The sequence below is a fragment of the Trinickia dabaoshanensis genome (assembly GCF_002879885.1).
GTDB classification, from domain to species: domain Bacteria; phylum Pseudomonadota; class Gammaproteobacteria; order Burkholderiales; family Burkholderiaceae; genus Trinickia; species Trinickia dabaoshanensis.
Window position 1 is genome coordinate 92973 of sequence record NZ_PNYA01000007.1, and the last position, 24644, is coordinate 117616.

The following is a 24644-nucleotide window of genomic DNA, read 5'->3' on the forward strand; positions in this document are numbered from 1 at the left end:
AAATCAGCATGGACAAGCTCGTGATCGAAGGCGGCCGGCCGCTCGCCGGCGAAGTCGGCATTTCAGGTGCGAAGAACGCGGCGCTGCCGATTCTTTGCGCGAGCCTATTGACGGCCGAACCGCTGCATCTCGAGAACGTCCCGGACCTGCAGGACGTGCGCACCACGCTTAAACTGCTGGCGCAAATGGGCGTGCGCGAGTCGCGCGCCGGTGCGGCGCTCACGCTCGATGCGGCCGGCGTCGACAATCCGGTCGCGCCGTACGAACTCGTGAAGACGATGCGCGCGTCGATTCTCGTGCTCGGCCCGCTCGTTGCGCGCTTCGGGCATGCGAAGGTGTCGCTGCCCGGCGGCTGCGCGATCGGCGCGCGTCCGGTCGATCAGCACATCAAGGGCCTGCAGGCGATGGGCGCCGAGATCAGCATCGAGCACGGCTACATCGAAGCGCGCGCGAAGCGCCTCAAGGGTGCTCGCATCATGACGGATATGATTACCGTCACCGGCACCGAAAACTTGCTGATGGCGGCCGTGCTGGCCGACGGCGAGACGGTGCTCGAAAATGCGGCGCGCGAGCCCGAAGTGGGCGATCTCGCGCAGTTGCTCGTGAACATGGGCGCCAAGATCGACGGGATCGGCACCGACCGCCTCGTGATCCAAGGCGTCGGCTCGCTGCGCGGGGCGCACCATTCGGTGATTCCCGACCGTATCGAAGCCGGTACGTTCTTGTGCGCGGTGGCGGCGGCGGGCGGCGACGTCACGTTGCGCGGCGTGCGGCCGATTACCCTCGAAGCTGTGACGATGAAGCTGCGCGAAGCCGGCGTCTCGATCGAGGAAGGGGCGGATTGGATTCGCGTGCGCATGGTGCAACGGCCGAAAGCGGTGTCGTTCCGTACCTCCGAATACCCGGCGTTTCCGACCGACATGCAAGCGCAGTTCATGGCGCTGAACGCGATCGCCGAGGGCACGTCCCAAGTCGTCGAAACGATTTTCGAGAACCGCTTCATGCACGTGCAGGAATTGAACCGGCTCGGTGCCAGTATCACGATCGACGGCAACACGGCGCTCGTGACCGGCGTGCCGCGCCTATCGGGGGCGACGGTGATGGCGACCGATCTGCGCGCGTCGGCCAGCCTCGTCATTGCCGGCTTGACGGCCGACGGCGAAACGCTGGTCGATCGCATTTATCACCTCGATCGCGGCTACGACCGCATGGAAGCAAAGCTAACGGCGATCGGCGCGCGCGTGCGCCGGGTATCGGACCGCGCCGCGCCCGCATCGGAGAATCACGCATGAGTACGCTCGACACGACGCCCTTGACGCTCGCGCTGTCCAAGGGCCGGATCTTCGAAGAGACGATGCCGCTGCTCGCGGCGGCCGGCGTGCACGTGACCGAGGACCCGGAAACGTCTCGCAAGCTGATTCTTCCGACTAGCGCGCCGAACCTGCGCGTCATCATCGTGCGGGCGACCGATGTGCCGACCTACGTCGAATACGGCGCGGCCGACTTCGGCGTGGCGGGCAAGGACGTGCTGCTCGAGCACGGCGGGTCGGGCCTTTATCAGCCGATCGATTTGGACATCGCGCGTTGCCGGATGTCGGTGGCCGTGAAGTCGGGCTTCGACTATGCCAATGCGGTGCGGCAAGGCGCGCGTTTGCGCGTCGCCACGAAGTACGTGCAGACCGCGCGCGAGCATTTCGCGGCGAAGGGCGTGCACGTCGACCTGATCAAGCTGTATGGCTCGATGGAGCTCGCGCCGCTCGTCGGTCTGGCCGATGCGATCGTCGATTTGGTCAGCTCCGGCGGCACGCTGCGCGCGAACGATCTCGTGGAGGTGGAGGAAATCATGCAGATCTCCTCGCGCCTCGTCGTGAACCAGGCGGCGCTGAAACTGAAGCGCGCGGCACTGGCGCCCTTGCTCGACGCGTTCGGGCAAGCGTCCCGGCGCGCGCAAGCCAGCGCCTGACGCGGGCCGGGCCCGTGGCGCGCTGCTCGCGCCTCGCCCGGCAAGCGTATTACCGAAACGGATACCAGCATGTCACTGACGATTCGCAAACTCGATTCGAGCGCCGAGGGTTTCGCTGCCAAGCTCGCCGCCGTGCTCGCCTTCGAGGCGAGCGAGGACGAAGCCATCGACCGCTCGGTCGCACAGATCCTGGCCGATGTGAAAGCACGCGGCGACGCGGCCGTCCTCGAATACACGAACCGCTTCGACCGCCTCTCGGCGACGAGCGTCGCGGCGCTCGAATTGCCCGCGAGCGAGCTCGAGGCGGCGCTCGACGGCCTCGAACCGAAACGGCGCGCGGCGCTCGAAGCCGCGGCCGCGCGCGTGCGCGCCTACCACGAGAAGCAGAAGATCGAATGCGGCAGCCATAGCTGGCAATACACGGAGGCCGACGGCACCGTGCTGGGCCAGAAGGTGACGCCGCTCGATCGCGCCGGCATCTACGTGCCGGGCGGCAAGGCGGCGTATCCGTCGTCCGTGCTCATGAACGCCATTCCGGCCCGTGTGGCCGGCGTGCGCGAGATCGTGATGGTCGTGCCGACGCCCGACGGCGTGCGCAACCCGCTCGTGCTCGCGGCGGCCTTGCTCGGCGGTGTCGATCGCGTGTTTACGATCGGCGGGGCGCAGGCGGTCGGCGCGCTCGCGTACGGCACGCAAACGCTGCCGGCCGTCGATAAGATTTGCGGCCCCGGCAATGCCTACGTGGCGGCGGCCAAGCGGCGCGTGTTCGGTACCGTCGGCATCGACATGATTGCCGGCCCGTCGGAAATTCTCGTGCTGTGCGACGGCACGACGGATCCGCGCTGGGTGGCCATGGATCTGTTCTCGCAGGCCGAGCACGACGAGCTCGCCCAGTCGATCCTGCTGTGCCCGGACGAAGCCTTCATCGCGCGCGTGCACGATGCGATCAACGAACTGTTGCCGACGATGCCGCGACGCGACGTGATCGAGCGCTCGCTCGTCGATCGCGGCGCGCTCGTGAAGGTGCGCGACATGGCCGAGGCTTGCTCGATCGCCAATCAGATCGCCCCCGAGCACTTGGAGATTTCGGCGCTCGACCCGCATCAGTGGGCGAAGGAGATCCGCCACGCGGGCGCGATTTTCCTGGGGCGCTATACGAGCGAGAGCCTCGGCGATTACTGCGCCGGCCCGAATCACGTGTTGCCGACGTCGCGGACGGCGCGTTTTTCGTCGCCGCTCGGCGTCTACGATTTCTTCAAGCGCTCGAGCGTGATCGAAGTGAGTGCCGAGGGTGCGCAAACGCTGGGCGAGATCGCGGCCGAGCTCGCTTACGGCGAAGGTCTGCCGGCGCACGCGCGCAGTGCCGAATACCGGATGAAACAAGGTAGCTGATCATGACGAAACCGGAAGACATCATTCGTGCCGACGTCCTTTCGATGACGACGTACGCGGTTGCCGACGCGACGGGCTTCGTGAAGCTCGACGCGATGGAAAACCCGTTCCCGCTGCCCGCGCCGCTCGCGGCGCAGTTGGGCGAGGTGTTGGCTGCCGTCGCGCTCAATCGCTACCCCGAGCCGCGCCCGGCTGCCCTGATCGAGAAGCTGAAGGCGGTCATGGGCGTGCCGGCCGGCGCCGACGTGCTGCTCGGCAACGGCTCGGACGAGCTGATCAGCATGATCGCCGTGGCCTGCGCGAAGCCGGGCGCCAAGCTGCTCGCGCCGGTGCCGGGCTTCGTCATGTACCAGATGTCGGCGAAGTTCGCGCACCTCGAATTCGTCGGCGTGCCGCACCGCGCCGACCTGACACTCGATACGGACGCGATGGTCGCCGCGATCGCCGAGCACAAGCCGGCCATCGTCTACCTGGCGTACCCGAACAATCCCACGGGCACGCTCTATCCGGACGCCGATATCGAACGGGTGATCGAGCAGGCGAAGGGGAGCCTCGTCGTCATCGACGAGGCGTACCAGCCGTTCGCGCAAAAAAGCTGGATCGGCCGCGTGCTTCAGTACGAGAACGTCGTCGTCATGCGCACGGTCTCGAAGCTGGGGCTGGCCGGCATCCGGCTCGGATACCTGGTCGGCGCGCCCGCGTGGCTGACGGAGTTCGACAAGGTTCGCCCGCCGTACAACGTGAACGTGCTCACGCAGGCGGCCGCCGAATTCATGCTCGAGCACGTCGATGTCCTGGAAGGGCAGGCCGCCGAATTGCGCGCCGAGCGGGCCAAATTGGCGGCCGCGCTGGCCGCGTTGTCGGGTGCTTCGGTGTTCCCGAGCGCCGCCAACTTCCTGCTCGTGCGCGTGCCCGATTCGGATGCGGCATTCAATGCGCTACTGAATGCGAAGGTTTTGGTCAAAAACGTGGGTAAAATGCACCCGTTGCTGACCAATTGCTTGCGTTTGACGGTCGGCGCGCCGAACGAGAACGCGCAAATGCTCGCGGCGCTCGAGCAAGCGCTGAAATAAAAGTCACTTAGAGGTTTTCCATGCGCGTAGCGGAAGTGTTTCGCGATACCAGCGAAACGAAGATCCGTGTAAAGATCGATCTGGACGGCACGGGCCGGCAAAAGCTGGCAACCGGCGTGCCGTTTCTGGACCACATGCTCGATCAGATCGCCCGTCACGGGCTGATCGACCTCGATATCGAGGCGCATGGCGATTTGCATATCGACGACCACCATACCGTCGAAGATACCGGCATCACGCTTGGGATGGCCGTGGCCAAGGCGATCGGCGACAAGAAAGGCATTCGCCGGTACGGTCACGCCTACGTCCCGCTCGACGAGGCGCTTTCGCGCGTCGTCATCGACTTTTCCGGGCGTCCCGGGCTCGAATTCAACGTGCCGTTCACGCGGGCGCGGATCGGCACGTTCGACGTCGATTTGTCGATCGAGTTCTTCCGCGGCTTCGTCAATCACGCGGGCGTGACGCTGCATATCGACAATTTGCGCGGCTTGAACGCGCACCATCAGCTGGAAACGGTGTTCAAGGCATTCGGCCGCGCGTTGCGCATGGCCGTGGAGCTAGACGAGCGCGCGGCGGGGCAGATTCCGTCGACGAAAGGCACTCTTTAACGCAGGCCCTTCACCGACGGACCGGTTGCCGCGCCTAAAAGACGCGGCGCCGGCTTGCGATGGATCTTCTCAAATCATTTATTTCACTGCTGGCGCTGATCAACCCCGTCGGTGCCGTGCCGTTTTTTCTGAGTCTGACGTCGGAGCACTCCGAGGCGGAGCGGCGGCGCACGATCCGTATCGCCTCGATCTCGGTATTTTGCGTGATCGCGATCACGACGTTGCTCGGCCAGCAGATCATCAGCTTTTTCGGGATTTCGGTCGGCTCGCTCGAGGTCGGCGGCGGCATCATCATGCTGTTGATGGCCGTGAACATGTTGAACGCCCAGATCGGCAACACGCGCGCGACCGCCGAGGAGCGCGACGAGGCCGAATCGAAGAACAGCATCGCGGTCGTGCCGCTGGCCATTCCGCTGTTGACCGGCCCCGGCACGATCAGCACGGTGATCGTCTATTCGGCGAACGCTTCGCACTGGTACGACCGGATCGGCTTGGTGGCGATCGGCGCGGCGATCGCGGTCATTTGTTTCGGCGCGCTCCGGCTCGCCGATCCGATCGCGCGCTGGGTGGGCCAAACCGGGATCAACATCGGCACGCGGCTCATGGGTTTGATGTTGTCGGCGCTGGCGGTGGAGTTCATCGTCGACGGATTGAAGGCACTCTTGCCGAACTTGCGATGAAAAAGATTGCGATTGTGGATTACGGGATGGGCAACTTGCGCTCGGTGTACCAAGCGCTGAAGAAGGCCGCACCCGAAGCGGACGTGGCGATCGTCGATCGCCCGGATGGCATTCGCGCGGCCGAGCGTATCGTGCTGCCCGGTCAAGGGGCGATGCCCGATTGCATGCGCTGCCTGGGCGAATCGGGGCTGCAAGAGGCCGTGCTCGAAGCCTCGCGCGCCAAGCCCCTCATGGGCGTGTGCGTCGGCGAGCAAATGCTGTTCGACTGGAGCGAGGAAGGCTCGACGCCCGGGCTCGGCTTGTTGCCGGGCAAAGTGGTGCGCTTTGCGCTCGAGGGCCAGTTGCAAGACGACGGCTCGCGCTTCAAGGTGCCCCAGATGGGTTGGAACCGCGTGCGGCAAACGCGTGCTCACCCGCTGTGGGCCGGCGTGCCGGACGGCGCGTTCTTCTACTTCGTCCACAGTTACTACGTGGTTCCCGAACGGAGCGACGACACGGTGGGCGAGACCGATTACGGCACGACGTTCACGTCGGCCGTTGCACGCGAGAACATTTTCGCCACGCAATTCCACCCGGAAAAAAGCGCGGATACCGGGCTGCGCGTGTACCGCAATTTCGTCGACTGGAACCCATGAACGCGATGCGGCCGTCCGCGCGCCCATCGTCCTATCCGGACGGCGAGCGGACGGAGCCCCGAAAGAGTTGTACTACACTAAGCGACACGGCTTTTCGCCGTCGGGGGCAATGGTGCGCCCGGCGCGGGTTGCCGCCGACATTCAACCTCCCAGACTTCACGCGATTGCTATGCTGCTGATTCCCGCCATCGACCTCAAGGACGGTCAGTGTGTGCGCCTTAAACAAGGCGATATGGACCAGGCGACGATATTTTCCGAGGACCCCGCGGCCATGGCCCGGCATTGGGTCGAGCGCGGCGCGCGGCGGCTTCACCTCGTCGACCTGAACGGTGCGTTCGCCGGCAAGCCGAGGAACGAGGAGGCCATCCGCGCCATCATCGAGGAAGTCGGCACCGAGATCCCCGTTCAGCTCGGCGGCGGCATTCGCGATCTCGAAACGATCGAACGCTACCTGGACGACGGGCTGTCCTACGTCATCATCGGTACGGCCGCCGTGAAAAACCCGGGCTTCCTGCAAGATGCTTGCACGGCGTTCGGCGGCCACATCATCGTCGGGCTCGATGCGAAAGACGGCAAAGTGGCGACGGACGGCTGGAGCAAGCTCACCGGCCACGAGGTCGTCGATTTGGCGCAAAAGTTCGAGGACTACGGCTGCGAATCGATCATTTATACCGACATCGGCCGTGACGGCATGCTGCAGGGCATCAATATCGAGGCGACGGTCCGGCTGGCGCGCGCGGTGAAGATTCCGGTCATCGCGAGCGGCGGTTTGTCGAACCTGGCCGATATCGACGCGCTGTGCGAAGTCGAAGACGAAGGCATCGAGGGCGTCATCTGTGGGCGCGCGATCTATTCGGGCGACCTCGATTTCGCCGCGGCGCAAACGCGCGCGGACGCCCTGCGCGAATCGGACGACGCCTAAGGACGACGCCTAATCGAGGCCCGAGAGGCCCGTCCGGCCCGAGGCTCACGCCGCCGGCCGGACGGCCAAGGGCCCTCTTGGCTTTTGCGGTCCGCCACGGCTTTATGCGGCCCGCTTCGCGGCGGGCGGCTCATTTAGCGGCTCATTTAGCGGCTCATTAGCGGCTCACTAGCGGTTCACTTAGCGGCATTTGCACCATCATGGCTCTAGCTAAACGCATCATTCCCTGTCTCGACGTGACCGCCGGGCGCGTCGTCAAAGGCGTCAATTTCGTGGAGTTGCGCGATGCCGGCGATCCGGTCGAGATCGCGCGCCGCTACGACGAGCAAGGGGCCGACGAACTGACGTTCCTCGACATTACGGCCACGTCCGACCAGCGCGACCTGATTTTGCCGATCATCGAGGCGGTGGCGGCCCAGGTGTTCATCCCGCTGACGGTGGGCGGCGGCGTGCGCGCCGTCGAAGACGTGCGCCGGCTGCTCAATGCGGGCGCGGACAAGGTCAGCATGAACTCGTCGGCGGTTGCGCGGCCCGAGCTCGTGCGCGAGGCCGCGCAGCGCTACGGCTCGCAGTGCATCGTCGTAGCAATCGATGCTAAACGCGTATCGGCCGAGGGCGAACCGGCGCGCTGGGAAGTGTTCACGCACGGCGGACGCAAGGCGACGGGGCTCGACGCGGTGCAATGGGCGAGGCAAATGGCCGAGTACGGCGCGGGCGAAATCTTGCTGACGAGCATGGATCGCGACGGTACGAAAAGCGGGTTCGACCTTGCGCTCACGCGCGCGGTGTCCGATGCCGTGCCCGTGCCCGTGATCGCTTCGGGCGGCGTGGGCTCGCTCGAGGATCTGGCCGACGGCATTCTCGAAGGTCACGCCGATGCCGTGCTGGCCGCGAGCATTTTCCACTATGGCGAGCACACGGTCGGCGAAGCGAAGCGCTTCATGGCCGAGCGCGGTATTTCGGTAAGGCAATGATATGAACGCACCCGCCGACCAACCCTGGCTCGACAAGGTCCAATGGGACGAGAACGGACTCGTTCCGGTCATTGCGCAAGAAGCGGCGACCGGCGACGTGCTGATGTTCGCGTGGATGAACCGTGAGGCGTTGGCCAAGACGATCGAGACGGGCCGCGCCGTGTACTTCTCTCGCTCGCGTCAGCGCTTGTGGTTCAAGGGCGAGGAGTCCGGCCATGTGCAGCACGTGCGCGAAGTGCGGCTCGACTGCGACGAAGACGTCGTGTTGCTCAAGATCGAGCAAGTGTCGGGTATTGCCTGCCATACCGGGCGCCACTCTTGTTTTTTCCAGAAATTCGAAGGCACGGTGGACGAAGGCGAATGGGTGGCCGTCGATCCCGTGCTGAAAGACCCTGAACAGATCTACCGATGACGCAATCTACGCAAACGACGGCCGCGGGCACCGCCGCCGCGACGACGCAAGACACGCTGCTGCGCTTGGCTGCCGTGATCGACGGCCGCAAGGGCGGCGACCCCGAAGTCTCGTACGTCTCGCGTCTGTTTCACAAGGGCGATGACGCGGTCCTGAAGAAGATCGGCGAAGAGGCGACGGAAGTCGTGCTCGCCGCGAAGGACGTGCGCCAAGGCGGCGCGCCGTCGGCGCTCGTCGGCGAAGTGGCCGATCTATGGTTTCACTGCCTCGTCATGCTGTCGCACTACGATCTGAGCCCCGCCGACGTGATTGCCGAACTCGAACGGCGCGAAGGGCTGTCGGGCATCGAGGAAAAAGCGATGCGCAAGCGCCGTGAGCGCGAGGAAAACGGCGGCTGAGCCAAGACGCCTCGAGCTCGAGTCGCAAGGAGAGAGCGGATGAACCAACGACCGGATAGCCCCGTCCTTTACCCCAGCCCCGAGGCGGGGCGGGATCTGCGCACGCTCACGCATATCCTGTATGGGCTGTTCGCCTTGCATTGGTTCACGGGCGGCATATCGATCATCGTCGCGATCATCCTGGCCTACTTGAAGCGGGACGACGCGGCGGGCACGCCGTATGAAGCGCATATCACTTGGCTGATTCGCTCGTTTTGGATCGCGCTCGTCGGCTATGCGATCGGTGGCGTGCTCGTATTCGTCATCATCGGCATCCCGGTGCTCGCGGCCATCTCGATTTGGATGCTGTACCGTATCGTGAAGGGCTGGCTGTACTTGTACGAGAACAAGCCGCTCGAGCCGCGTGCGTGGTTTTGACGCACGCCGCGCATTCGCTTCGTCAACAGGAAAAGCATGAGTCACGACAACTGCATTTTTTGCAAGATTGCCTCGGGCCAGATCCCGAGCACGAAGGTTCACGAGGACGAAGACTTCGTCGCGTTCAAGGACATCCATCCGGCGGCGGACACGCATGTGCTCGTCATTCCCCGAAAACATGTGGAAACCCTGTCCAATTGCACCGAAAGCGATGCTCCGCTGCTTGGTAAGATGATGGTTCTGGTGGCGCGGCTGGCCGATGAGCTCGGTTGCGCCTACACCGGCGGCGACACGGGGTTTCGCACGGTCATCAATACGGGGCCGGGCGGCGGGCAAGAGGTCTATCACTTGCATGCGCATATCCTTGCCGGTCCGCGTCCGTGGAAGCGGATGGGATAAGCGCGCTGCGCCCCGCTGCCGCATCGATCGACAGGGAGCGTTCGTGCTCCAATTACGGTCGCAAGGCCGGTATTTTTGCCGTTGCATAGCGCTTCGGCGAGGCTCTGGAGATTCTCATGGGTTCATTCAGCATTTGGCACTGGTTGATCGTGCTTCTGATCGTGGCACTCGTGTTCGGCACGAAACGCCTGCGCAGTATCGGCAGCGACCTCGGCAGCGCGGTCAAAGGCTTCAAAGAGGGCATGAAGGACGCCGATGCGCCGGCCGCGCCCGGCTCGAACGACGCCGAGCGGCGTGAGTTGCCGCGCTCCAATACGATCGACGTCGATGCCAAGGAAAAGTCGCGTTCGAACGATTACCGCTAACGGACGACTAGGCCACCTCCATGCTCGATCTCGGACTCACGAAGATGGCGCTGATCGGCGTGGTGGCGCTGGTCGTGCTCGGCCCAGAACGCCTACCGCGCGTCGCCCGTACGGCGGGCGCGCTGTTCGGTCGCGCTCAGCGTTACATCAACGACGTCAAGGCGGAAGTCACGCGAGAGATCGAACTCGACGAATTGCGTCGTATGAAGACCGATTTCGAATCGGCCGCGCGCAACGTCGAGAATTCGATCCACGACAATTTGCGCAAGCATGAGGCCGAATTGAACGACGCGTTTAGGGCCGGTACGTCGGTCTCGCCGAGCATCGCCGGCTCGGCGGCCGAAGACGCGGCGTCAGGCGGGAGCGGCGCATCGGCGGGGTCGAGCTCGCCATGGCGCACCACGGCCCCCCCGATGGTCAAACGCGTGAGTTGGCGCACCAAGCGTTCGGCCGCGCCCGTGTGGTACAAGCGCTCCGTGGGGCGTCGCACGCACGTGCAATCGGGCGCCGCCCGCGTGGCACGGCATACGCCCGCCAGCCTGCGCAAGCAGCGGCGTTTTCTTTGACGTCGTCCATGAAAGTGCTGTGTTCGGCGCTGTTCATCGACGGCTTCCCACTCTCTATCTTTCGACGCCACGCGCGTCGATCTCCTTAAGAGGGCCGGTGTGAGCGACCCCCAACACAAGCAGGACGACGGCGCGGAAGAGTCGTTCATCTCGCATCTCGTCGAGTTGCGCGACCGTATCATCAAGGCGGGCGCCGCCGTCATCGTCGTTTTTCTCGGGCTCGTCTATTGGGCGACCGACATCTTCAAGCTGCTTGCGCGCCCATTGATGGAGAACTTGCCGAAAGGCGGGCGCATGATCGTCACCGACGTGACCGGTTCGTTTTTCGTCCCCGTGAAGGTGACGATGCTGGTCGCGCTCGTGATCGCCTTGCCGATCGTGCTCTATCAAATTTGGGCGTTCGTCGCGCCGGGGCTCTATCAGCACGAGAAGAAGCTCGTCGCGCCGCTCGTCGGCAGCAGCTACTTCCTCTTTCTGTGTGGGATGGCGTTCGCGTATTTCGTCGTGTTCCCGACGATCTTCCGCGTCATGGCGCACTACAACGCGCCGCTCGACGTGCAAATGTCGACCGACATCGATAACTACTTGAGTTTCGTGCTGTCGATGTTTCTCGCGTTCGGCGTGACATTCGAGGTGCCGATCATCGTGGTCTTGCTCGTGCGCATGGGCGTGGTGACGCTCAAGAAGCTGCGCAGCATTCGGCCGTACATCGTCGTCGGGGCGTTCATCGTAGCGGCCGTCGTCACGCCGCCCGACGTCTTCTCGCAGCTCATTCTCGCCTTGCCGCTGATCATCCTTTACGAAGCCGGAATCATCGCGGCGCGGCTGATCGTGGGCAAGGACGGTCCCGTGGTCGAGGAAGAGGGCGCGGCCGGTTAAAGCCTAGCTACGGGCGCCCGGCGGCGCATCGCGCTCACGGGCGCGCCGGGGCACCGCTTATTCCTGCTGCGGCGCGTCGCCGCCGTCGTCTTGATTGTTGTCGGGCTGCTTCGGCGGCGGCGGACGCTTGCCGATCGTCACGACGACGTCCATTTCCTTCTTCTTGCGCATCAGCGTGACCTTGGCCTGAGTGCCGGGCTTGATCTGCGCGATGACGTTCAGAAGCCGCGTCGTATCCGTGATGTCTTCGCCGTTCACGTCGAGCAGGACGTCGCCGGGTTTGATGCCGGCCTTGTCGGCCGGGCCGCCCTGCAATACGCCCGCGACGATCGTACCGCGCTGCTCGAGCCCGAACGACTGCGCGATCGCCGGGGTGATGTCTTGCGGCTCGACGCCGATCCAGCCGCGCGTGACCGAGCCCGTCGTAATGATGCTTTCAAGGACGCTGCGCGCCGTCGAGACCGGAATCGCGAAGCCGATGCCGAGCGAGCCGCCCGAGCGCGAATAGATCGCGGTATTGATCCCGAGCAGATTGCCGTTCACGTCGACGAGCGCGCCGCCCGAATTGCCGGGGTTGATCGGCGCGTCGGTCTGGATGAAGTTTTCGAACGTATTGATGCCTAGGTGGTTGCGTCCCAGCGCGCTGATGATGCCCATCGTGACCGTTTGACCGACGCCGAACGGGTTGCCGATAGCGAGCACGATATCGCCCACGCGCACTTGATCCATCCGCCCCAGCGTGATCGAAGGCAGGCTCTTGATGTTGATTTTAAGCACCGCCAGATCCGTTTCCGGATCGACGCCGATGACCTTCGCATTCGTGCGGCGGCCGTCGGCCAGCGCGACCTCGATTTCGTCCGCCCCGTCCACGACGTGTTCGTTCGTTAGAATGTAGCCCTCTGGGCTTACGATCACACCCGAGCCGAGGTTCGTCGCGGTTTCGTCCTCGGGCTGCTGTCCTTGTTGCTGATTCTTAGGATTGCCGAAGAAATACCGGAAGAGCGGATCTTTCGCGTGCGGGTTGGGCGGCGTCGCGCCGGCCTTGCCGGAGAACACGTTGACGACGGCCGGCATGGCTTTTTGCGCCGCGTCGGCGTACGAAGTGGGGGGCGGCCCCGAACCAGCGCCCGGCGCGACTTCGCGCAGCGCGACGATCGGAGAGGCAAGCTGTTTGCCGAACTGCCCCTGATGCTGCAGCCATTGCGGCTTGAGCGTCACCACGATGAACAGGACCGCGAGCAGAACCGTCACCGCTTGGGCGAAAAGCAACCAGAAGCGTCTAAGCATTTGAAGAATCGAGGTTTCTATGGATCGGATCGAACTTGAATTGTACTTGAACGACATGCTCGACATTGGTCGGTTCAAGGACTACAGCCCGAATGGCTTGCAAGTGGAGGGCCGGCGGCGCATCGAAAAGATCGCGACGGGCGTCACCGCGTCGCTCGCGTTTCTGCAGGCGGCAACGGATTGGGGCGCCGACGCCGTGCTCGTTCACCACGGCTATTTCTGGCGCAACGAAGCGCCGCAGATCACCGCCCGCAAGTATCGGCGGATCAAACAGCTGATCGACCACGAGATCAACCTGTTCGCCTATCACCTGCCGCTCGACGATCATCCCGAAGTGGGCAACAACGCGCAGCTCGGGGCGCGTCTCGGACTGATCGGCGACGCGCGTTTCGGGCCGGATTCGCTCGGCTGGATGACGACGCTGCCGATGCCGGTCACGCTCGCGCACTTCGCCGCCCAGGTGGAGCACACGCTGGGGCGCACGCCGCTCTTGCTCGGCGATCCGGATGCCGAGTTGCGCCGTATCGCTTGGTGCACGGGCGGCGCGCAGGGCTGGTTCGAGGCCGCGATCGACGCGGGCGCGGACGTCTACCTGACCGGCGAGATCTCCGAACAGACGACGCATATCGCGGCCGAAAGCGGCGTGGCCTATCTTGCTGCAGGGCATCATGCGACCGAGCGATATGGTGTCCAGGCGCTGGGCAACCACCTGTCCGAGCGCTTCGACATTGAGCATCTATTTATCGATATCGATAATCCGGTGTGACGCAGTGCCGCAATTGGCGGAAAAGGCGCGGCAATTGCGCGGCCCGTTTTTGCATTTTGAATGACGTGGATCATGGGTTGCGCAATAAGCATGCCGATAAATGAAATGCTTACCGGGGAAACGACGCGGAAATTCGGCTTTCCGATGCGGGGAAACCCTTAAGAATCAACGCTTCGCACAGTTTTTGTCGGACGGCTCTTGTAAATGCCGACTCCATTCGCGCAAACTAGCGCCGGTGGCAAAAAGCGGTGACGGAAAAATCCAACTTAGAAGTGGGGCGTGTGATGCGAGATAAAGAAGAGGAACGCGTCGACGGCAGCCGCCGTACCTGGCTGATTGCGACGACCGTAATGGGCGGCGTAGGAGGAGTTGCCGCGGTAGTACCTTTCGTGGACTCCTTAGAGCCATCGGCGAAAGCTAAAGCGGCCGGCGCGCCGGTCCAAGTGGATATCAGCGGTTTGCAGCCTGGTCAGTTGATGACGGTGGCCTGGCGCGGCAAACCCGTTTGGATTTTGAACCGCACGCCGGACATGATGGCCGACGTGAAGAAGGCAGACCCCGACGTCGTCGATCCGAACTCGAAGAATCCGTTCTCGATGCCGATGCCGAAGTACTGCCAGAACGAGTTTCGCTCGCGCGAGGATCATCAGAACATTCTCGTCGTCGTAGCGGTCTGTACGCACTTGGGCTGCACCCCGACGCCGCGTTTCACCCCGGGCCCTCAAGCCAACCTTCCCGACAACTGGCCCGGCGGCTTCCTGTGCCCCTGCCACGGTTCCACCTACGATCTCGACGGCCGCGTCTTCAAGGACAAGCCCGCGCCGCAGAACCTCGACGTTCCCCGCTACATGTTCACGTCGCCGACGACGATCGTGATCGGCAAAGACGAAGAAGGAGAGGCGTAATGGCGACAACGGAAAAGCAGGTGGAAACGACGGGGCTAGCCGGCTGGATCGACCGGCGCTTCCCGATGACGTCGACGTGGAAGGCGCATCTGTCGGAGTACTACGCTCCGAAGAACTTCAACTTTTGGTACTTCTTCGGTTCGCTGGCGCTGCTCGTGCTCGTGAACCAAATCGTCACGGGCATCTTCCTGACGATGAACTACAAGCCCGACTCGCAACTCGCGTTCGCATCGGTCGAATACATCATGCGCGAGGTGCCGTGGGGCTGGCTCATTCGGTACATGCATTCCACGGGCGCGTCGATGTTTTTCGTCGTCGTCTATCTGCATATGTTCCGCGGCCTCATGTACGGCTCGTATCGCAAGCCGCGCGAACTCGTTTGGATTTTCGGGTGCGCGATTTTCCTGTGCTTGATGGCCGAAGCGTTCTTCGGCTACCTGTTGCCGTGGGGGCAGATGTCGTACTGGGGCGCCCAGGTGATCGTGAATCTGTTCTCGGCGATTCCGTTCGTCGGCCCGGATCTGTCGCTGTGGATTCGCGGCGACTACGTGGTCTCGGACATCACGCTCAATCGATTCTTCGCGTTCCACGTGATCGCCATCCCGCTCGTGCTGGTCGGCCTCGTCTTCGTGCATTTGATCGCGCTGCACGAAGTGGGATCGAACAATCCCGACGGTATCGAAATCAAGGCCAAGAAGGACCCGAACGGCAAGCCGCTCGACGGCATTCCGTTCCATCCGTACTACTCGGTGCACGATTTCATGGGCGTGTGCGTGTTCTTGATGGTGTTCGCCGCGATCCTGTTCTTCGCGCCTGAAATGGGCGGGTACTTCCTCGAACAGAACAACTTCATCCCGGCCAACCCGCTGCAGACACCGCCCGAAATCGCGCCCGTGTGGTACTTCACGGCGTTCTACGCGATGCTGCGCGCCACCACCGACCCGTTCAAGATCGTGCTGATGATCGCGGTCGGTTTGCTGGGGTTGCTGGCGCTGGCCCGCGCCCGTGGCAAGTGGCGAATCGGTTTGCCCGTCTTGTCCGTGTTGCTGATTGCGTTCATGGCGGTCACCGAAGCGAAGTTCTGGGGCGTCGTCGTGATGGGCTCGGCGGTGATATCGCTGTTTTTCTTGCCGTGGCTCGACCGCAGCCCGGTGAAATCGATCCGCTACAGGCCTTTCTTCCACAAGGTGCTGTATGGGATCTTCGTGCTGGCATTCTTGACGCTGGCGTTTTTGGGGACAAAGCCGCCTTCGCCGGCGGCGACGCTGATTGCTCAGATTTGCGCGGTGATCTACTTCGCGTTTTTCCTGGGCATGCCGTTCTGGACTCGACTGGGGACGTTCAAAGAGCCGCCCGAGCGTGTCCGGTACAAGCCCCATTAACCGCGAGCGAGGACAACACGATATGAAAACATGGCTGAGGAAGCTTGCGCGGATCGGCGGTGCGAGCGTGGCGCTGACGTTGGCGGTGGCGATGGGGCCGGCCCAGGCGGAAGAGGGTTTCGCGCTCGATCGTGCGCCTAATAACATGCATGACATCGCGTCGTTGCAGCATGGCGCCCAATTGTTTGTAAACTATTGCTTGAACTGCCATAGCGCGAATCTCGTGCGGTACAGCGCGCTGGAGCAGATCGGCATCTCCCAGAAGGAAATCGAGCAGAACCTGCTGTTCACCACCGACAAAGTAGGTAATACGATGTCGGTGGCGATGCGCCCGGACGACGCGAAGACTTGGTTCGGCGTGACGCCGCCGGATTTGTCGGTGGAGGCGAGGGCGCGCGGGAGCGACTGGCTGTATACGTATTTGCGCAGCTTTTATCGCGACGATACGCGGCCGACGGGCTGGAACAACATGGTGTTTCCTAACGTCGGGATGCCGAATGTGCTGTGGCAATTGCAGGGTGTGCGTACGGCCAAGTTCGACGACGTGAAGGACCCGGAGACGGGGCAGACGACGCATGAGTTTCAGCGCTTCGAAACCGTAAAACCGGGGACGATGTCCCGGGTAGATTATGATTCTGCCGTGGCGGATCTGGTCGCGTACCTAACTTGGATGTCCGAGCCGACCCAGCAGACGCGCCGCCAGCTTGGCGTGTTCGTGCTGATCTTCCTGGGCGTCCTGACGTTTTTCGCCTGGCGGCTCAACGCGGCTTACTGGAAAGACGTCCAATAAACACGCCGTGACACGGTGTGGGGCCGGCGCAAGGGAGCGCCCGCTTAACGAGCGGGCGCTCCGGCGCGCTGGCCCTTCAGCTTTTTGAGGAAACTTTAGACATGATGGTTTTGTATTCCGGCACAACTTGCCCGTTTTCCCAGCGTTGCCGGCTGGTGTTGTTCGAAAAGGGCATGGACTTCGAGATCCGCGACGTCGACCTGTTCAACAAGCCGGAAGACATCGCCGTGATGAATCCGTACGGTCAGGTGCCGATTTTGGTCGAGCGCGATCTGATCTTGTACGAATCGAACATCATCAACGAGTACATCGACGAACGCTTCCCGCATCCGCAACTGATGCCGGCCGACCCGGTTCAGCGTGCGCGTGCGCGTTTGTTCCTGCTGAACTTCGAGAAGGAACTGTTCGTTCACGTCGGCACGCTCGAGAACGAGAAGGGCAAGGCCGCGGAGAAGAATCACGAGAAGGCGCGTTTGGCGATTCGCGATCGCTTGACGCAATTGGCGCCGATCTTCTTGAAGAACAAGTACATGCTCGGCGAAGAGTTCTCGATGCTCGACGTGGCGATCGCGCCGCTCTTGTGGCGTCTCGATCACTATGGCATCGAGTTGTCGAAGAATGCCGCGCCGCTGATGAAGTACGCCGAGCGTATCTTCAGCCGGCCGGCGTATATCGAGGCGCTGACGCCCTCGGAAAAGGTCATGCGCCGCTAAATCGAGTCCGGTTGGGCCGCTCGCGTTCGTATCGTTTCGTTAGGGTACGCGGGCGGCGCGCCGGGCCTCGTATGAGGACAGTTGATGCAAGAAATTTCGACTAAGCCTTATCTGCTGCGTGCGTTGTACGAGTGGTGCACGGACAACGGTTATACGCCGCACATCGCGGTGCGCGTGGACAACCAGACACGTGTGCCGCGTCAGTTCGTGCACAACGACGAGATCGTGCTGAACATCAGCTTCGAGGCGACGAGCCAACTGCAGATGGGCAACGAGTGGATCGAGTTCAGTGCGCGGTTCTCGGGCAAGGTGCATAAGATCGAAGTGCAGGTAGCGAATGTGCTGGCGATCTATGCGCGCGAGAACGGGCAGGGCATGGCGTTTCCGGTCGAGCCCGCGACGGGTGCAGCGCAAAGCGGGCCGGTGGCGAGCAGCGAAGTGCTGGAGACGGACGAGGCGCAAGCCGATCCGCTTTCGCGCGACAGCGGCTCGCGTGCGCCCGAGCCGACGGGCGAGGGCGGGCGTCCGCGCACCGATGACGACGGCGGCAAAGGCGGCGGCGGTAAAGGCCACCTCAAAGTCGTGAAATGAAGTAGAATCGCCGACTCACGCCGGCTTAGCTCATCTGGTAGAGCAGTTGATTTGTAATCATCAGGTGGCGGGTTCGAGTCCTGCAGCCGGCACCAATACCGAAGCGGATCCCAGAGATGGGGTCCGCTTTTTTTTGTTCTACAAATACTCGTTTGTTCTACAATTGCCAGCACGGCGGCACTTCGGAATTTTCCGAAAGCCGTTTCGCTCCGGTCGGACGGGGGTAGGCATGGCGACCGGGGACGGTTCAATCGCTCCAACAATACCTACAACGCAATGTCTGCCACGATCCAACTTACGCTTGACGGCTCGCTCGTGCGCGAGCGCCACCAAGTCTCGCTCCGTGTTCTCGGCCGGTCTATGGTTTCGATACAGGCCGCCGTTGATCGAGCCTACCTCGATGTGAGGTACGGGAACGTCTGGAAGCACGCCCGCCTGCCAATTGCCTTTTATGACGCTGCCGACTTCCTCGTCGGCGACCCCGAGGAAGGTAGCTACGTCATCGAATTCCTCTCGGCACAGGGGGCGGCAATTGTTAAGCGACTCAGAGAAGCCATCTCAGACCCCTACCGGCAAGCGGTTGAGGGAGGCGAGCAAGAGATCTTTGCAATCAACCGGCAAATAGAAGCTCGAAAAAATCAGATCGAAAATGAAATTTTGATTCCGCAGCCGTTTCAAGAATTTCTTGAGACGCCTGACCAACTAGCAACACGTGCGTATGGCGACAAGTCGATCAACAAAAATATCGATCAAATGCTGAGTCCTGTGAGAAAGGACGGTGAGGCGATTCTGAAGTTGGCGTTGAAGCCTAGCTACCATGAACGAACGGAGACGTTTGTTTTCACCAAGCGTGAAGCCGTGGCATTCAAGAAGGTGATCGGTCAACGACAATTGGGGAATCCAGTCATTTATCGTGGCAAGCTTCGCGCGCTCGATAGAGGGCATAATCAGAGGGCAAATTTTCGGGGGAAGTTCATAAATGCGGAAAACGATCGGGATTTGAATATATTTATTCAGAGTGAAGATGATTACTCCGATCTTGTTCCCTACATGGATCGTGATGAGATGACTATCGTTGCGTGCCCCATTATCGAATACGACTCCTTTGATCCGATGGCGGGCGATATTCAGTTCGTGAAGATCGTTGGTGATGGCTGAGAATACTCTCGATAAGGTGAAGGAGCAATGCCTAGAACTGGTCCTGAACATCATCCCGATGAGTCAGGTGGGATTCGTATTTGTGACTGCTGTTGTCGTGAAACGGATGAGCGAACAACATGCTCGATCGGCATTCGATGCGCTTACCAATCTTGGCATAAGGAACATGTTTGGTCCAGATAGTGGCATGTTCTGGACTGTTGATATTTTGAACATCGGCGCGTGCTTCTTTCTCGCTCTGCTCAATGCCCGCGTTATAAAGGCGGCTCTCCGTCATTCATTCAAATCTAGCAGGATATCGGGCAAACTTGAGCACTGGATAGGTGCTGCCACCAGCGCGATAACAGACCTAGATAAAGATGAGCGGGCGCCGTTGCGCGAATCAATTGCAGCGGAGCTCGAAAAAAGGATGAAAAGGTATTACGCAAAGCGTCTCTTGTGTGAAGTGCTTTTTTCTATACCGGCTGTCCTTGTCTATACGTCCGCATATTTGGTGGCGTTGTGCCATTTTAAGATTGCAATTTTAAATATATCGTGGATCGAATGTATTGTCGGTGCAATCGGCGCAATTCTTTGTTTCGTTAGCCATCGTGACTCTGTGCGATATGCACTCGCAAAAATAGTGCCGTTGCAAGTTTATTTGACGGCAACAACCGGGCAGGTTGCGTTTTTTATCGATGCGGATTAATCGGGTGACGAAATGTCCACGGCAATACTATGAAATCTAAGCATAATGCAGTCGAAGCCAACGATTGTGCGAAATATGAAGCGGAGATTCTGAAGACGGGCTTTCCGCTGGAATATGAGACTGCCCGTATGCTGAGAGAGGCTGGTTGGTCCTATATCAGCAATAAGTTCTATATCGACGACTTAGAAGAGAACGTCCGCGAGATCGATATTGTGGCTTATAAGGTTACTCACACTTCGAACTTCGACGTTTATACGGTATTGGTGGTTAGCTGCAAGAAAAACGATATGAATGCGTGGGCTGTCCTTTCGCGTAATCTGGATCGTGCCTCGCCGAACAATAATCTCACGCCGGTGCATGCCTGGACCAACGACAGGGCATTGAAATACATGATGCAGCCTATTGCTAAGTGGGAGAAAGTCTACCATGATCGCGTCAGAGGCCTGGGGGTAAAAGAAGTTTTATCTGAGCCAACGTCAGATATCTTTGCTTTCCAAGAAATGAGAAAGTCGTCCGGGGCTCCAGATAACGATAAGCAAATTTTTTCGTCAATTACGTCTTTGATGAAGGCTCAGGCGTATGAAATAGATTCGCTTGGTGTTCGAAAAACTACGCCCTGTGTTTATCAATTCAATCTTGTCTCGGTTATCGATACTGATCTGGTTAAGTTGAATTTCTCAGATCAAGGTATAAAGGCCTCATCTGTAGAATATGAGCATTATATTGCTCGTTACATAATAAAAAAGCGTGAAATTTTTTCGAGAATAATATTTTCTCGGGTTGGCGCTTTTCCTGCTCTGCTAGAGGATTATGGACGGCTCCATGCGGCGAATACGAAAATGCTGTCGGAGACTTGCAGTAGTTTCTATGATGGAGTGCTCAAAGATTATTATCGGCGAAAGGTGTTCTTGAAGGATTTCATAAATGCTGCTGGGTGGGAGCTTCGTTGGGAGGTGAGAATTGGAATGGGGCATGAAATCGATGTTGAAAAGATTACTTTGAGCTTTAATGAGAGTGATGATTGCGCAATCGTCGGGGTTGATGCGCCCGACGCGGCTGTCGACATTCTCAATAAGAGTGATCGCGCTAAAAAACAAGTGAAAGAGGTGCTGCTTAAATTATATCGATATGATGGTCCTTTCCGTTTTGAGGTGGACGATATTCCGTTTTGAGTCGTTGAGGCGAAACGCCTATCGTGTAGGAGTTGCCGTTTTCCCGCGCTTCCGAACATAGTGCTCGGTCATCGAGACGCTTCCATGTCCGAGCAGCGACTGTGCCCCCCTTAGGTCACTGACGCTCTCCTTGTCGGTACCTGCTTTTGCCCGCAAATCGCGAAACTGAAAGTCGTCTTTCGCAATACCTGCCTCTTCACGAGCCCGGTCGAACCGGAACCGTAACGCTGCACGTCCCAGCGGCCTTCCGTGCTCGTCAACAATCAGACGCGTCGAGCGCGGGTTATGCGTCGCTTTCCTCCGTACCAACCGATCGAGGAGCTGTGCAAGCTCTCCAACGACCTCGATCCGAAGCCGCGTCCCCGTCTTGTTTTGCTTAACCGAAACAACACCGTCTCGAACGTCGCGCTCGTCCATCTTCAACACGTCTGCCGGCCGTTGTCCGGTTAGGTACGCAAGATCCATCGCCTCTCGTAACGGTGTATCGGCCTTTTCCCAAACTGCTTTGTATGCGTCATCGCCCACGTACACGTCGCGGCCTGATTCTCGATGCTTACGCACACCGACGCACGGGTTGGGCCGGTCGGTTGCGCCCCACTCTCTAGCCTTATTGAAGATGTGAGAAAACAAGGCAATTTCACGGTTGGCCGCAACTGGCGATGCTTTCCGCCAGTCCAGATACTTTCGAATATGGATAGGTTTGATCGCATCCAAAGGCGCGGGTGGAGAGTCGAAGAAGGAGTACAGCTTCTCTAGCTGCAAGACATTGGTCCGTCGTGTTTCAGCGGCCTTGCTCGGCAACACTTCTGCCAGGTAGCGTTGCGCTACGTGGCGAAACGTTACGAGGGCACCCGCCGTGCCGCTGCACTGCTCCAAGTCAACGTATAGACGCAATGCCTCCACAAAATCGCCGCCAAGCGCTTTCCATCGACGCGGCTTGCCGCCCATGTCGTAGTAGTAGTACGTCTTCCCGCGCAAAGTCTTCTTGATCCGCATTCTCGGCGGCAAATGCAGATTCTTCGTCGGCTTGCGTCCCATCTCTCACCCTCCCAGGACTGCGGGATTCCAATGCGAACGCGCACCAGTTGGCGTGCCACGCTCGAGCTGCGCACGACCCTCGACGACAGCACGAGTAACGACGGCGCGACCGCAGGCGTTGACAAAGAACGGCACCCCCATTCTTCGAAGCGCCTCGACTTGCTTAGACTTGACCTTTCGACCGGTAAGCACCGCCAGCTCGACCGGAGACAGAAACATGTCCACCACGTTCAGGCCTCCCGAGTTGATAACCAAAAGCACCCCAACGCCTCATTCCAGTATGTTTGGCAACGATCCAGCGAGGAACCGACCTTGAGTGCCGCATCGAACACGCGCTTGATCGCCTCAACAGGGTTGTTTTCCAACAGATGGTCGATTGGCTGTTCCTCGGGCACGACGATCCCCCTACTGGTCCAGTACCGCTTCTCGTTAATCGCGTGCTCTGCAAAGTCCTTCGTCATGTACTTGCACAGATACGACGCTAGCTTGTGCCGTAGCCCTTTTTCCTTGAACGGATTCCGAACGTCGATGTTGCCGTTGTCGTGGCCGACAATGCTGCGCCAGATTGCTCGCAGGACACGATAGTTCTGGCGCCCCTTGACTGCGACATGAAGGTGCCATGCACCGCGCTTTTGCCGCTCTGCGACCGCGACGTAGTGAAAATTTCCCAACTTGCCGAGCCGTCGGCGAAGTGCATCGTAGTCCTTCTTCAATCGCATTTTGTCCACCATGTTCTCGCGATAAGTAAGCGTGATCATTCGATCTGCGCCGATCGCCTTGCATCGAAGACGGACCTGCTTCTTGGCCCGCTTCGCGGCATCCATCTGGTTTTGCTCCGTGTTTTCTGACTCACCCCGCTTCGCACGTGGAAATGCGCTGAGAGCCAGAGCGCCCATGTACCGATCGAACCGAGTGGCCGTGACCTCAACCTGACCGTCGCCGAAGTTCCGTCCACGGATGACCCACTCTCTTCGGAAGCTCGCGAAATCGCCTATACTGTCGTCGTGCATTGCAACTGTCCTTGTAATGCTGTTGTGCAAAGCCTCGAACCGCTGCAACGGTCGGGGCTTTTTCTTTTCCTCGGCGGTTATGCCGTACGCCTGTGGTGCTGTGTTCCGCTCCTCTTCCGTTAAGTGTCCCTGATATAAATCTAGGCGCGCTGCGCGCGCCCGGCTGTCCTCGCTAACGCTGCGGGCAGGCGGTCGCACGCGCGGTGGACTTGCGCGCCTAAATCCGCGATACCTGCAAGACAAGCACGATGTCCGAGCGCGAGCCCGATACGTTGCGCCCGTCCATAAACGACGGGAGCCAGCGAATACCGCTGGTTACGATCGAGTCTTTGTCTTGGCTCAGTCCGCCCATTACTACAACTTCGCCGTCATGAAGCGCCATGCTTGTCTCCGACTTCCGCGTGTTCTTTGTCGGCGAGTTATTGACGCCAGTACTGGTCTTCTGGAAGTCCGAAATCTCGACAGTCACGTCGGTGTCGATCACGTCATCCTTAACGCTTGGAGCGACGTCGAAAATCACACCAGCGTCCTCGTACGTTACCGCCTGCACAGGCGCAGCGCTCGTGCTCGGATACGACACCGAGCCGATCACCGGCACGGATTGCCCGACATTCAAACGCCCATGCTTGCCGGACTCGACACGCAGGTTTGCGGAAGTCACGACATGAAAACGGCTGTCCGAATCCAGCGCTGCGATCGCCGCGTCAAGGAAGCTGGTATGCAATCGAAGGGCGTTAGCGCTCTGGTCCACCGTGCCGCTACCGAGGGATATGCCGAATCGCCCGCCTAAGATGCCAGCCGCGAGCTGAAACCCCGTTGTGCGATCGTTCTCGGTCGACACCTCATACACCCACGCGCGGATCGCTACCTCACCAGTTTTCGTGTCGACCTCGGGCAACACGGACTTGAGCAGCGCGATTTCTTTGGTCGAGCCGACAAATACCAAAGTGTCCGACGACTGATCGACCATTGCTGCGGCCGACGTTGGCGGTGCATCCGAACGTGAGCGAGCACCGGAAGGCGCGGCCACGGTGCGATTCATCGTGAACTTTCCATCGAAAAGCGGCTGAACGAGCCGCGCTAGATAGTCCGCCGTCCGATACTTTGGTACGTACACGAACACTTGCTTGTCCAACTCCTTCTGCTCGTCATCCTTGCGCTTGAACACATAGTCAACACCGTTTCTCGTCACCACCCCAAACCCGAGGGACGCCAGGAAATCGCTCAGTTCTCCGCGAATATCGCCTTTGGAGCGGTCGAACCGGAACGACACCATGCGCGTATCGGCCAGCACCTCGGGGGCGATTACGTACTGCGACTGGAGCATGTCGGCATACACAAGGTCGATCACCTGCGCGACGTTCACGAAGCGAAGATCCACGGACTTCGCGTTACCCATCTTTAGCGGTACAACCGGAGGCGCGGCCAGCGGAGCAGCCGGTACCGCGCCCAGCGATGACC

30 protein-coding genes and 1 tRNA gene are annotated in these 24644 nt (G+C 60.6%); 26 read left to right on the forward strand and 5 right to left on the reverse strand.

Annotation, left to right across the window (positions count from 1 at the left end; translation table 11 throughout):
- Positions 1-8 precede the first annotated feature (8 nt).
- The 16 genes from murA (at position 9) to tatC (ending at position 11683) form a co-directional block, all read left to right on the forward strand.
- On the forward strand, positions 9-1292 hold the full coding sequence (gene murA / locus C0Z18_RS09585) for a UDP-N-acetylglucosamine 1-carboxyvinyltransferase (RefSeq protein ID WP_102645296.1): 1284 nt from the start codon (positions 9-11) through the stop codon (positions 1290-1292).
- Entirely contained in the window at positions 1289-1963 is a 675-nt protein-coding gene (gene hisG, locus C0Z18_RS09590) for an ATP phosphoribosyltransferase (protein ID WP_102645167.1), read from the forward strand. Before murA ends, hisG begins: the two co-directional genes overlap by 4 nt.
- A 69-nt stretch (positions 1964-2032) precedes the next feature.
- The gene (gene hisD / locus C0Z18_RS09595) at positions 2033-3355 is read left to right on the forward strand and encodes a histidinol dehydrogenase (protein ID WP_102645168.1); all 1323 of its coding nucleotides are present in this window, start codon (positions 2033-2035) and stop codon (positions 3353-3355) included.
- Between the two features lie 2 nt (positions 3356-3357).
- Positions 3358-4428 carry a histidinol-phosphate transaminase gene (gene hisC, locus C0Z18_RS09600; RefSeq protein ID WP_102645169.1) on the forward strand — a complete coding sequence of 357 codons (1071 nt, stop codon included), beginning with the start codon at positions 3358-3360 and terminating at the stop codon, positions 4426-4428.
- A gap of 20 nt (positions 4429-4448) precedes the next feature.
- Positions 4449-5036, forward strand: a complete 588-nt coding sequence (gene hisB, locus C0Z18_RS09605) for an imidazoleglycerol-phosphate dehydratase HisB (RefSeq protein ID WP_102645170.1) — start codon at positions 4449-4451, stop codon at positions 5034-5036.
- A gap of 59 nt (positions 5037-5095) precedes the next feature.
- Positions 5096-5716, forward strand: a complete 621-nt coding sequence (locus C0Z18_RS09610) for a YchE family NAAT transporter (protein WP_102645171.1) — start codon at positions 5096-5098, stop codon at positions 5714-5716.
- Positions 5713-6351 (forward strand): imidazole glycerol phosphate synthase subunit HisH, encoded by a 639-nt coding sequence (gene hisH, locus C0Z18_RS09615; protein ID WP_102645172.1) that lies wholly within the window; start codon positions 5713-5715, stop codon positions 6349-6351. The genes C0Z18_RS09610 and hisH overlap by 4 nt, the downstream gene beginning before the upstream one ends.
- A gap of 169 nt (positions 6352-6520) precedes the next feature.
- A complete protein-coding gene (gene hisA / locus C0Z18_RS09620; RefSeq protein WP_102645173.1) occupies positions 6521-7273 on the forward strand; it encodes a 1-(5-phosphoribosyl)-5-[(5-phosphoribosylamino)methylideneamino]imidazole-4-carboxamide isomerase in 753 nt (250 codons plus the stop codon).
- 200 nt (positions 7274-7473) lie between these two features.
- Positions 7474-8247, forward strand: a complete 774-nt coding sequence (gene hisF, locus C0Z18_RS09625; RefSeq protein WP_102645174.1) for an imidazole glycerol phosphate synthase subunit HisF — start codon at positions 7474-7476, stop codon at positions 8245-8247.
- A gap of 1 nt (position 8248) precedes the next feature.
- Positions 8249-8659 carry a phosphoribosyl-AMP cyclohydrolase gene (hisI, locus tag C0Z18_RS09630; protein ID WP_102645175.1) on the forward strand — a complete coding sequence of 137 codons (411 nt, stop codon included), beginning with the start codon at positions 8249-8251 and terminating at the stop codon, positions 8657-8659.
- Complete coding sequence (locus C0Z18_RS09635; protein ID WP_102645176.1) at positions 8656-9057, forward strand: phosphoribosyl-ATP diphosphatase; 402 nt, start codon at positions 8656-8658, stop codon at positions 9055-9057. Before hisI ends, C0Z18_RS09635 begins: the two co-directional genes overlap by 4 nt.
- A 39-nt stretch (positions 9058-9096) precedes the next feature.
- Positions 9097-9474, forward strand: a complete 378-nt coding sequence (locus C0Z18_RS09640; RefSeq protein ID WP_102645177.1) for a DUF4870 family protein — start codon at positions 9097-9099, stop codon at positions 9472-9474.
- Between the two features lie 36 nt (positions 9475-9510).
- Entirely contained in the window at positions 9511-9873 is a 363-nt protein-coding gene (locus tag C0Z18_RS09645) for a histidine triad nucleotide-binding protein (protein WP_102645178.1), read from the forward strand.
- Positions 9874-9989: 116 nt separating this feature from the next.
- On the forward strand, positions 9990-10238 hold the full coding sequence (tatA, locus tag C0Z18_RS09650; RefSeq protein ID WP_102645179.1) for a Sec-independent protein translocase subunit TatA: 249 nt from the start codon (positions 9990-9992) through the stop codon (positions 10236-10238).
- Between the two features lie 20 nt (positions 10239-10258).
- A complete protein-coding gene (gene tatB / locus C0Z18_RS09655; protein ID WP_102645180.1) occupies positions 10259-10804 on the forward strand; it encodes a Sec-independent protein translocase protein TatB in 546 nt (181 codons plus the stop codon).
- A 99-nt stretch (positions 10805-10903) separates the two neighbouring features.
- Complete coding sequence (gene tatC / locus C0Z18_RS09660) at positions 10904-11683, forward strand: twin-arginine translocase subunit TatC (RefSeq protein ID WP_102645181.1); 780 nt, start codon at positions 10904-10906, stop codon at positions 11681-11683.
- Positions 11684-11740: 57 nt separating this feature from the next.
- On the opposite strand, the gene C0Z18_RS09665 is transcribed toward tatC, so the two are convergent.
- Positions 11741-12970 carry a Do family serine endopeptidase gene (locus C0Z18_RS09665; protein WP_102645182.1) on the reverse strand — a complete coding sequence of 410 codons (1230 nt, stop codon included), beginning with the start codon at positions 12968-12970 and terminating at the stop codon, positions 11741-11743.
- A gap of 19 nt (positions 12971-12989) precedes the next feature.
- Between C0Z18_RS09665 and C0Z18_RS09670 the strand changes: the two genes are divergently transcribed.
- The 10 genes from C0Z18_RS09670 to C0Z18_RS09715 all read left to right on the forward strand — a co-directional run bounded on the left by C0Z18_RS09670 (position 12990) and on the right by C0Z18_RS09715 (position 21135).
- Positions 12990-13736 carry a Nif3-like dinuclear metal center hexameric protein gene (locus C0Z18_RS09670; RefSeq protein ID WP_102645183.1) on the forward strand — a complete coding sequence of 249 codons (747 nt, stop codon included), beginning with the start codon at positions 12990-12992 and terminating at the stop codon, positions 13734-13736.
- 284 nt (positions 13737-14020) lie between these two features.
- Positions 14021-14641: a ubiquinol-cytochrome c reductase iron-sulfur subunit gene (petA, locus tag C0Z18_RS09675; RefSeq protein ID WP_102645184.1), complete on the forward strand. Its 621-nt coding sequence runs from the start codon at positions 14021-14023 to the stop codon at positions 14639-14641.
- Positions 14641-16023: a cytochrome b gene (locus C0Z18_RS09680; RefSeq protein ID WP_102645185.1), complete on the forward strand. Its 1383-nt coding sequence runs from the start codon at positions 14641-14643 to the stop codon at positions 16021-16023. The genes petA and C0Z18_RS09680 overlap by 1 nt, the downstream gene beginning before the upstream one ends.
- 22 nt (positions 16024-16045) lie before the next feature.
- The gene (locus C0Z18_RS09685; protein WP_102645186.1) at positions 16046-16813 is read left to right on the forward strand and encodes a cytochrome c1; all 768 of its coding nucleotides are present in this window, start codon (positions 16046-16048) and stop codon (positions 16811-16813) included.
- A gap of 101 nt (positions 16814-16914) precedes the next feature.
- Positions 16915-17526, forward strand: a complete 612-nt coding sequence (locus C0Z18_RS09690) for a glutathione S-transferase N-terminal domain-containing protein (RefSeq protein WP_006052302.1) — start codon at positions 16915-16917, stop codon at positions 17524-17526.
- A gap of 84 nt (positions 17527-17610) precedes the next feature.
- A complete protein-coding gene (locus C0Z18_RS09695) occupies positions 17611-18117 on the forward strand; it encodes a ClpXP protease specificity-enhancing factor (protein ID WP_102645187.1) in 507 nt (168 codons plus the stop codon).
- A 19-nt stretch (positions 18118-18136) separates the two neighbouring features.
- Positions 18137-18212, forward strand: a tRNA-Thr gene (locus tag C0Z18_RS09700).
- A gap of 181 nt (positions 18213-18393) precedes the next feature.
- Positions 18394-19275, forward strand: a complete 882-nt coding sequence (locus tag C0Z18_RS09705) for a hypothetical protein (RefSeq protein ID WP_102645188.1) — start codon at positions 18394-18396, stop codon at positions 19273-19275.
- A complete protein-coding gene (locus C0Z18_RS09710) occupies positions 19268-19963 on the forward strand; it encodes a hypothetical protein (protein WP_102645189.1) in 696 nt (231 codons plus the stop codon). Before C0Z18_RS09705 ends, C0Z18_RS09710 begins: the two co-directional genes overlap by 8 nt.
- Before the next feature lie 29 nt (positions 19964-19992).
- On the forward strand, positions 19993-21135 hold the full coding sequence (locus C0Z18_RS09715) for a hypothetical protein (protein WP_102645190.1): 1143 nt from the start codon (positions 19993-19995) through the stop codon (positions 21133-21135).
- An 18-nt stretch (positions 21136-21153) separates the two neighbouring features.
- On the opposite strand, the gene C0Z18_RS09720 is transcribed toward C0Z18_RS09715, so the two are convergent.
- The 4 genes from C0Z18_RS09720 to C0Z18_RS09735 all read right to left on the reverse strand — a co-directional run bounded on the left by C0Z18_RS09720 (position 21154) and on the right by C0Z18_RS09735 (position 24564).
- Complete coding sequence (locus C0Z18_RS09720) at positions 21154-22173, reverse strand: tyrosine-type recombinase/integrase (protein ID WP_102645191.1); 1020 nt, start codon at positions 22171-22173, stop codon at positions 21154-21156.
- A gap of 3 nt (positions 22174-22176) precedes the next feature.
- On the reverse strand, positions 22177-22392 hold the full coding sequence (locus tag C0Z18_RS09725) for a DUF4224 domain-containing protein (RefSeq protein ID WP_199189421.1): 216 nt from the start codon (positions 22390-22392) through the stop codon (positions 22177-22179).
- Positions 22393-22403: 11 nt separating this feature from the next.
- The gene (locus C0Z18_RS09730) at positions 22404-23183 is read right to left on the reverse strand and encodes a rolling circle replication-associated protein (RefSeq protein ID WP_102645192.1); all 780 of its coding nucleotides are present in this window, start codon (positions 23181-23183) and stop codon (positions 22404-22406) included.
- A gap of 217 nt (positions 23184-23400) precedes the next feature.
- Positions 23401-24564, reverse strand: coding sequence for a type II secretion system protein GspD (locus C0Z18_RS09735; RefSeq protein WP_233217251.1), 1164 nt, complete (start codon positions 24562-24564; stop codon positions 23401-23403).
- Positions 24565-24644 lie beyond the last annotated feature (80 nt).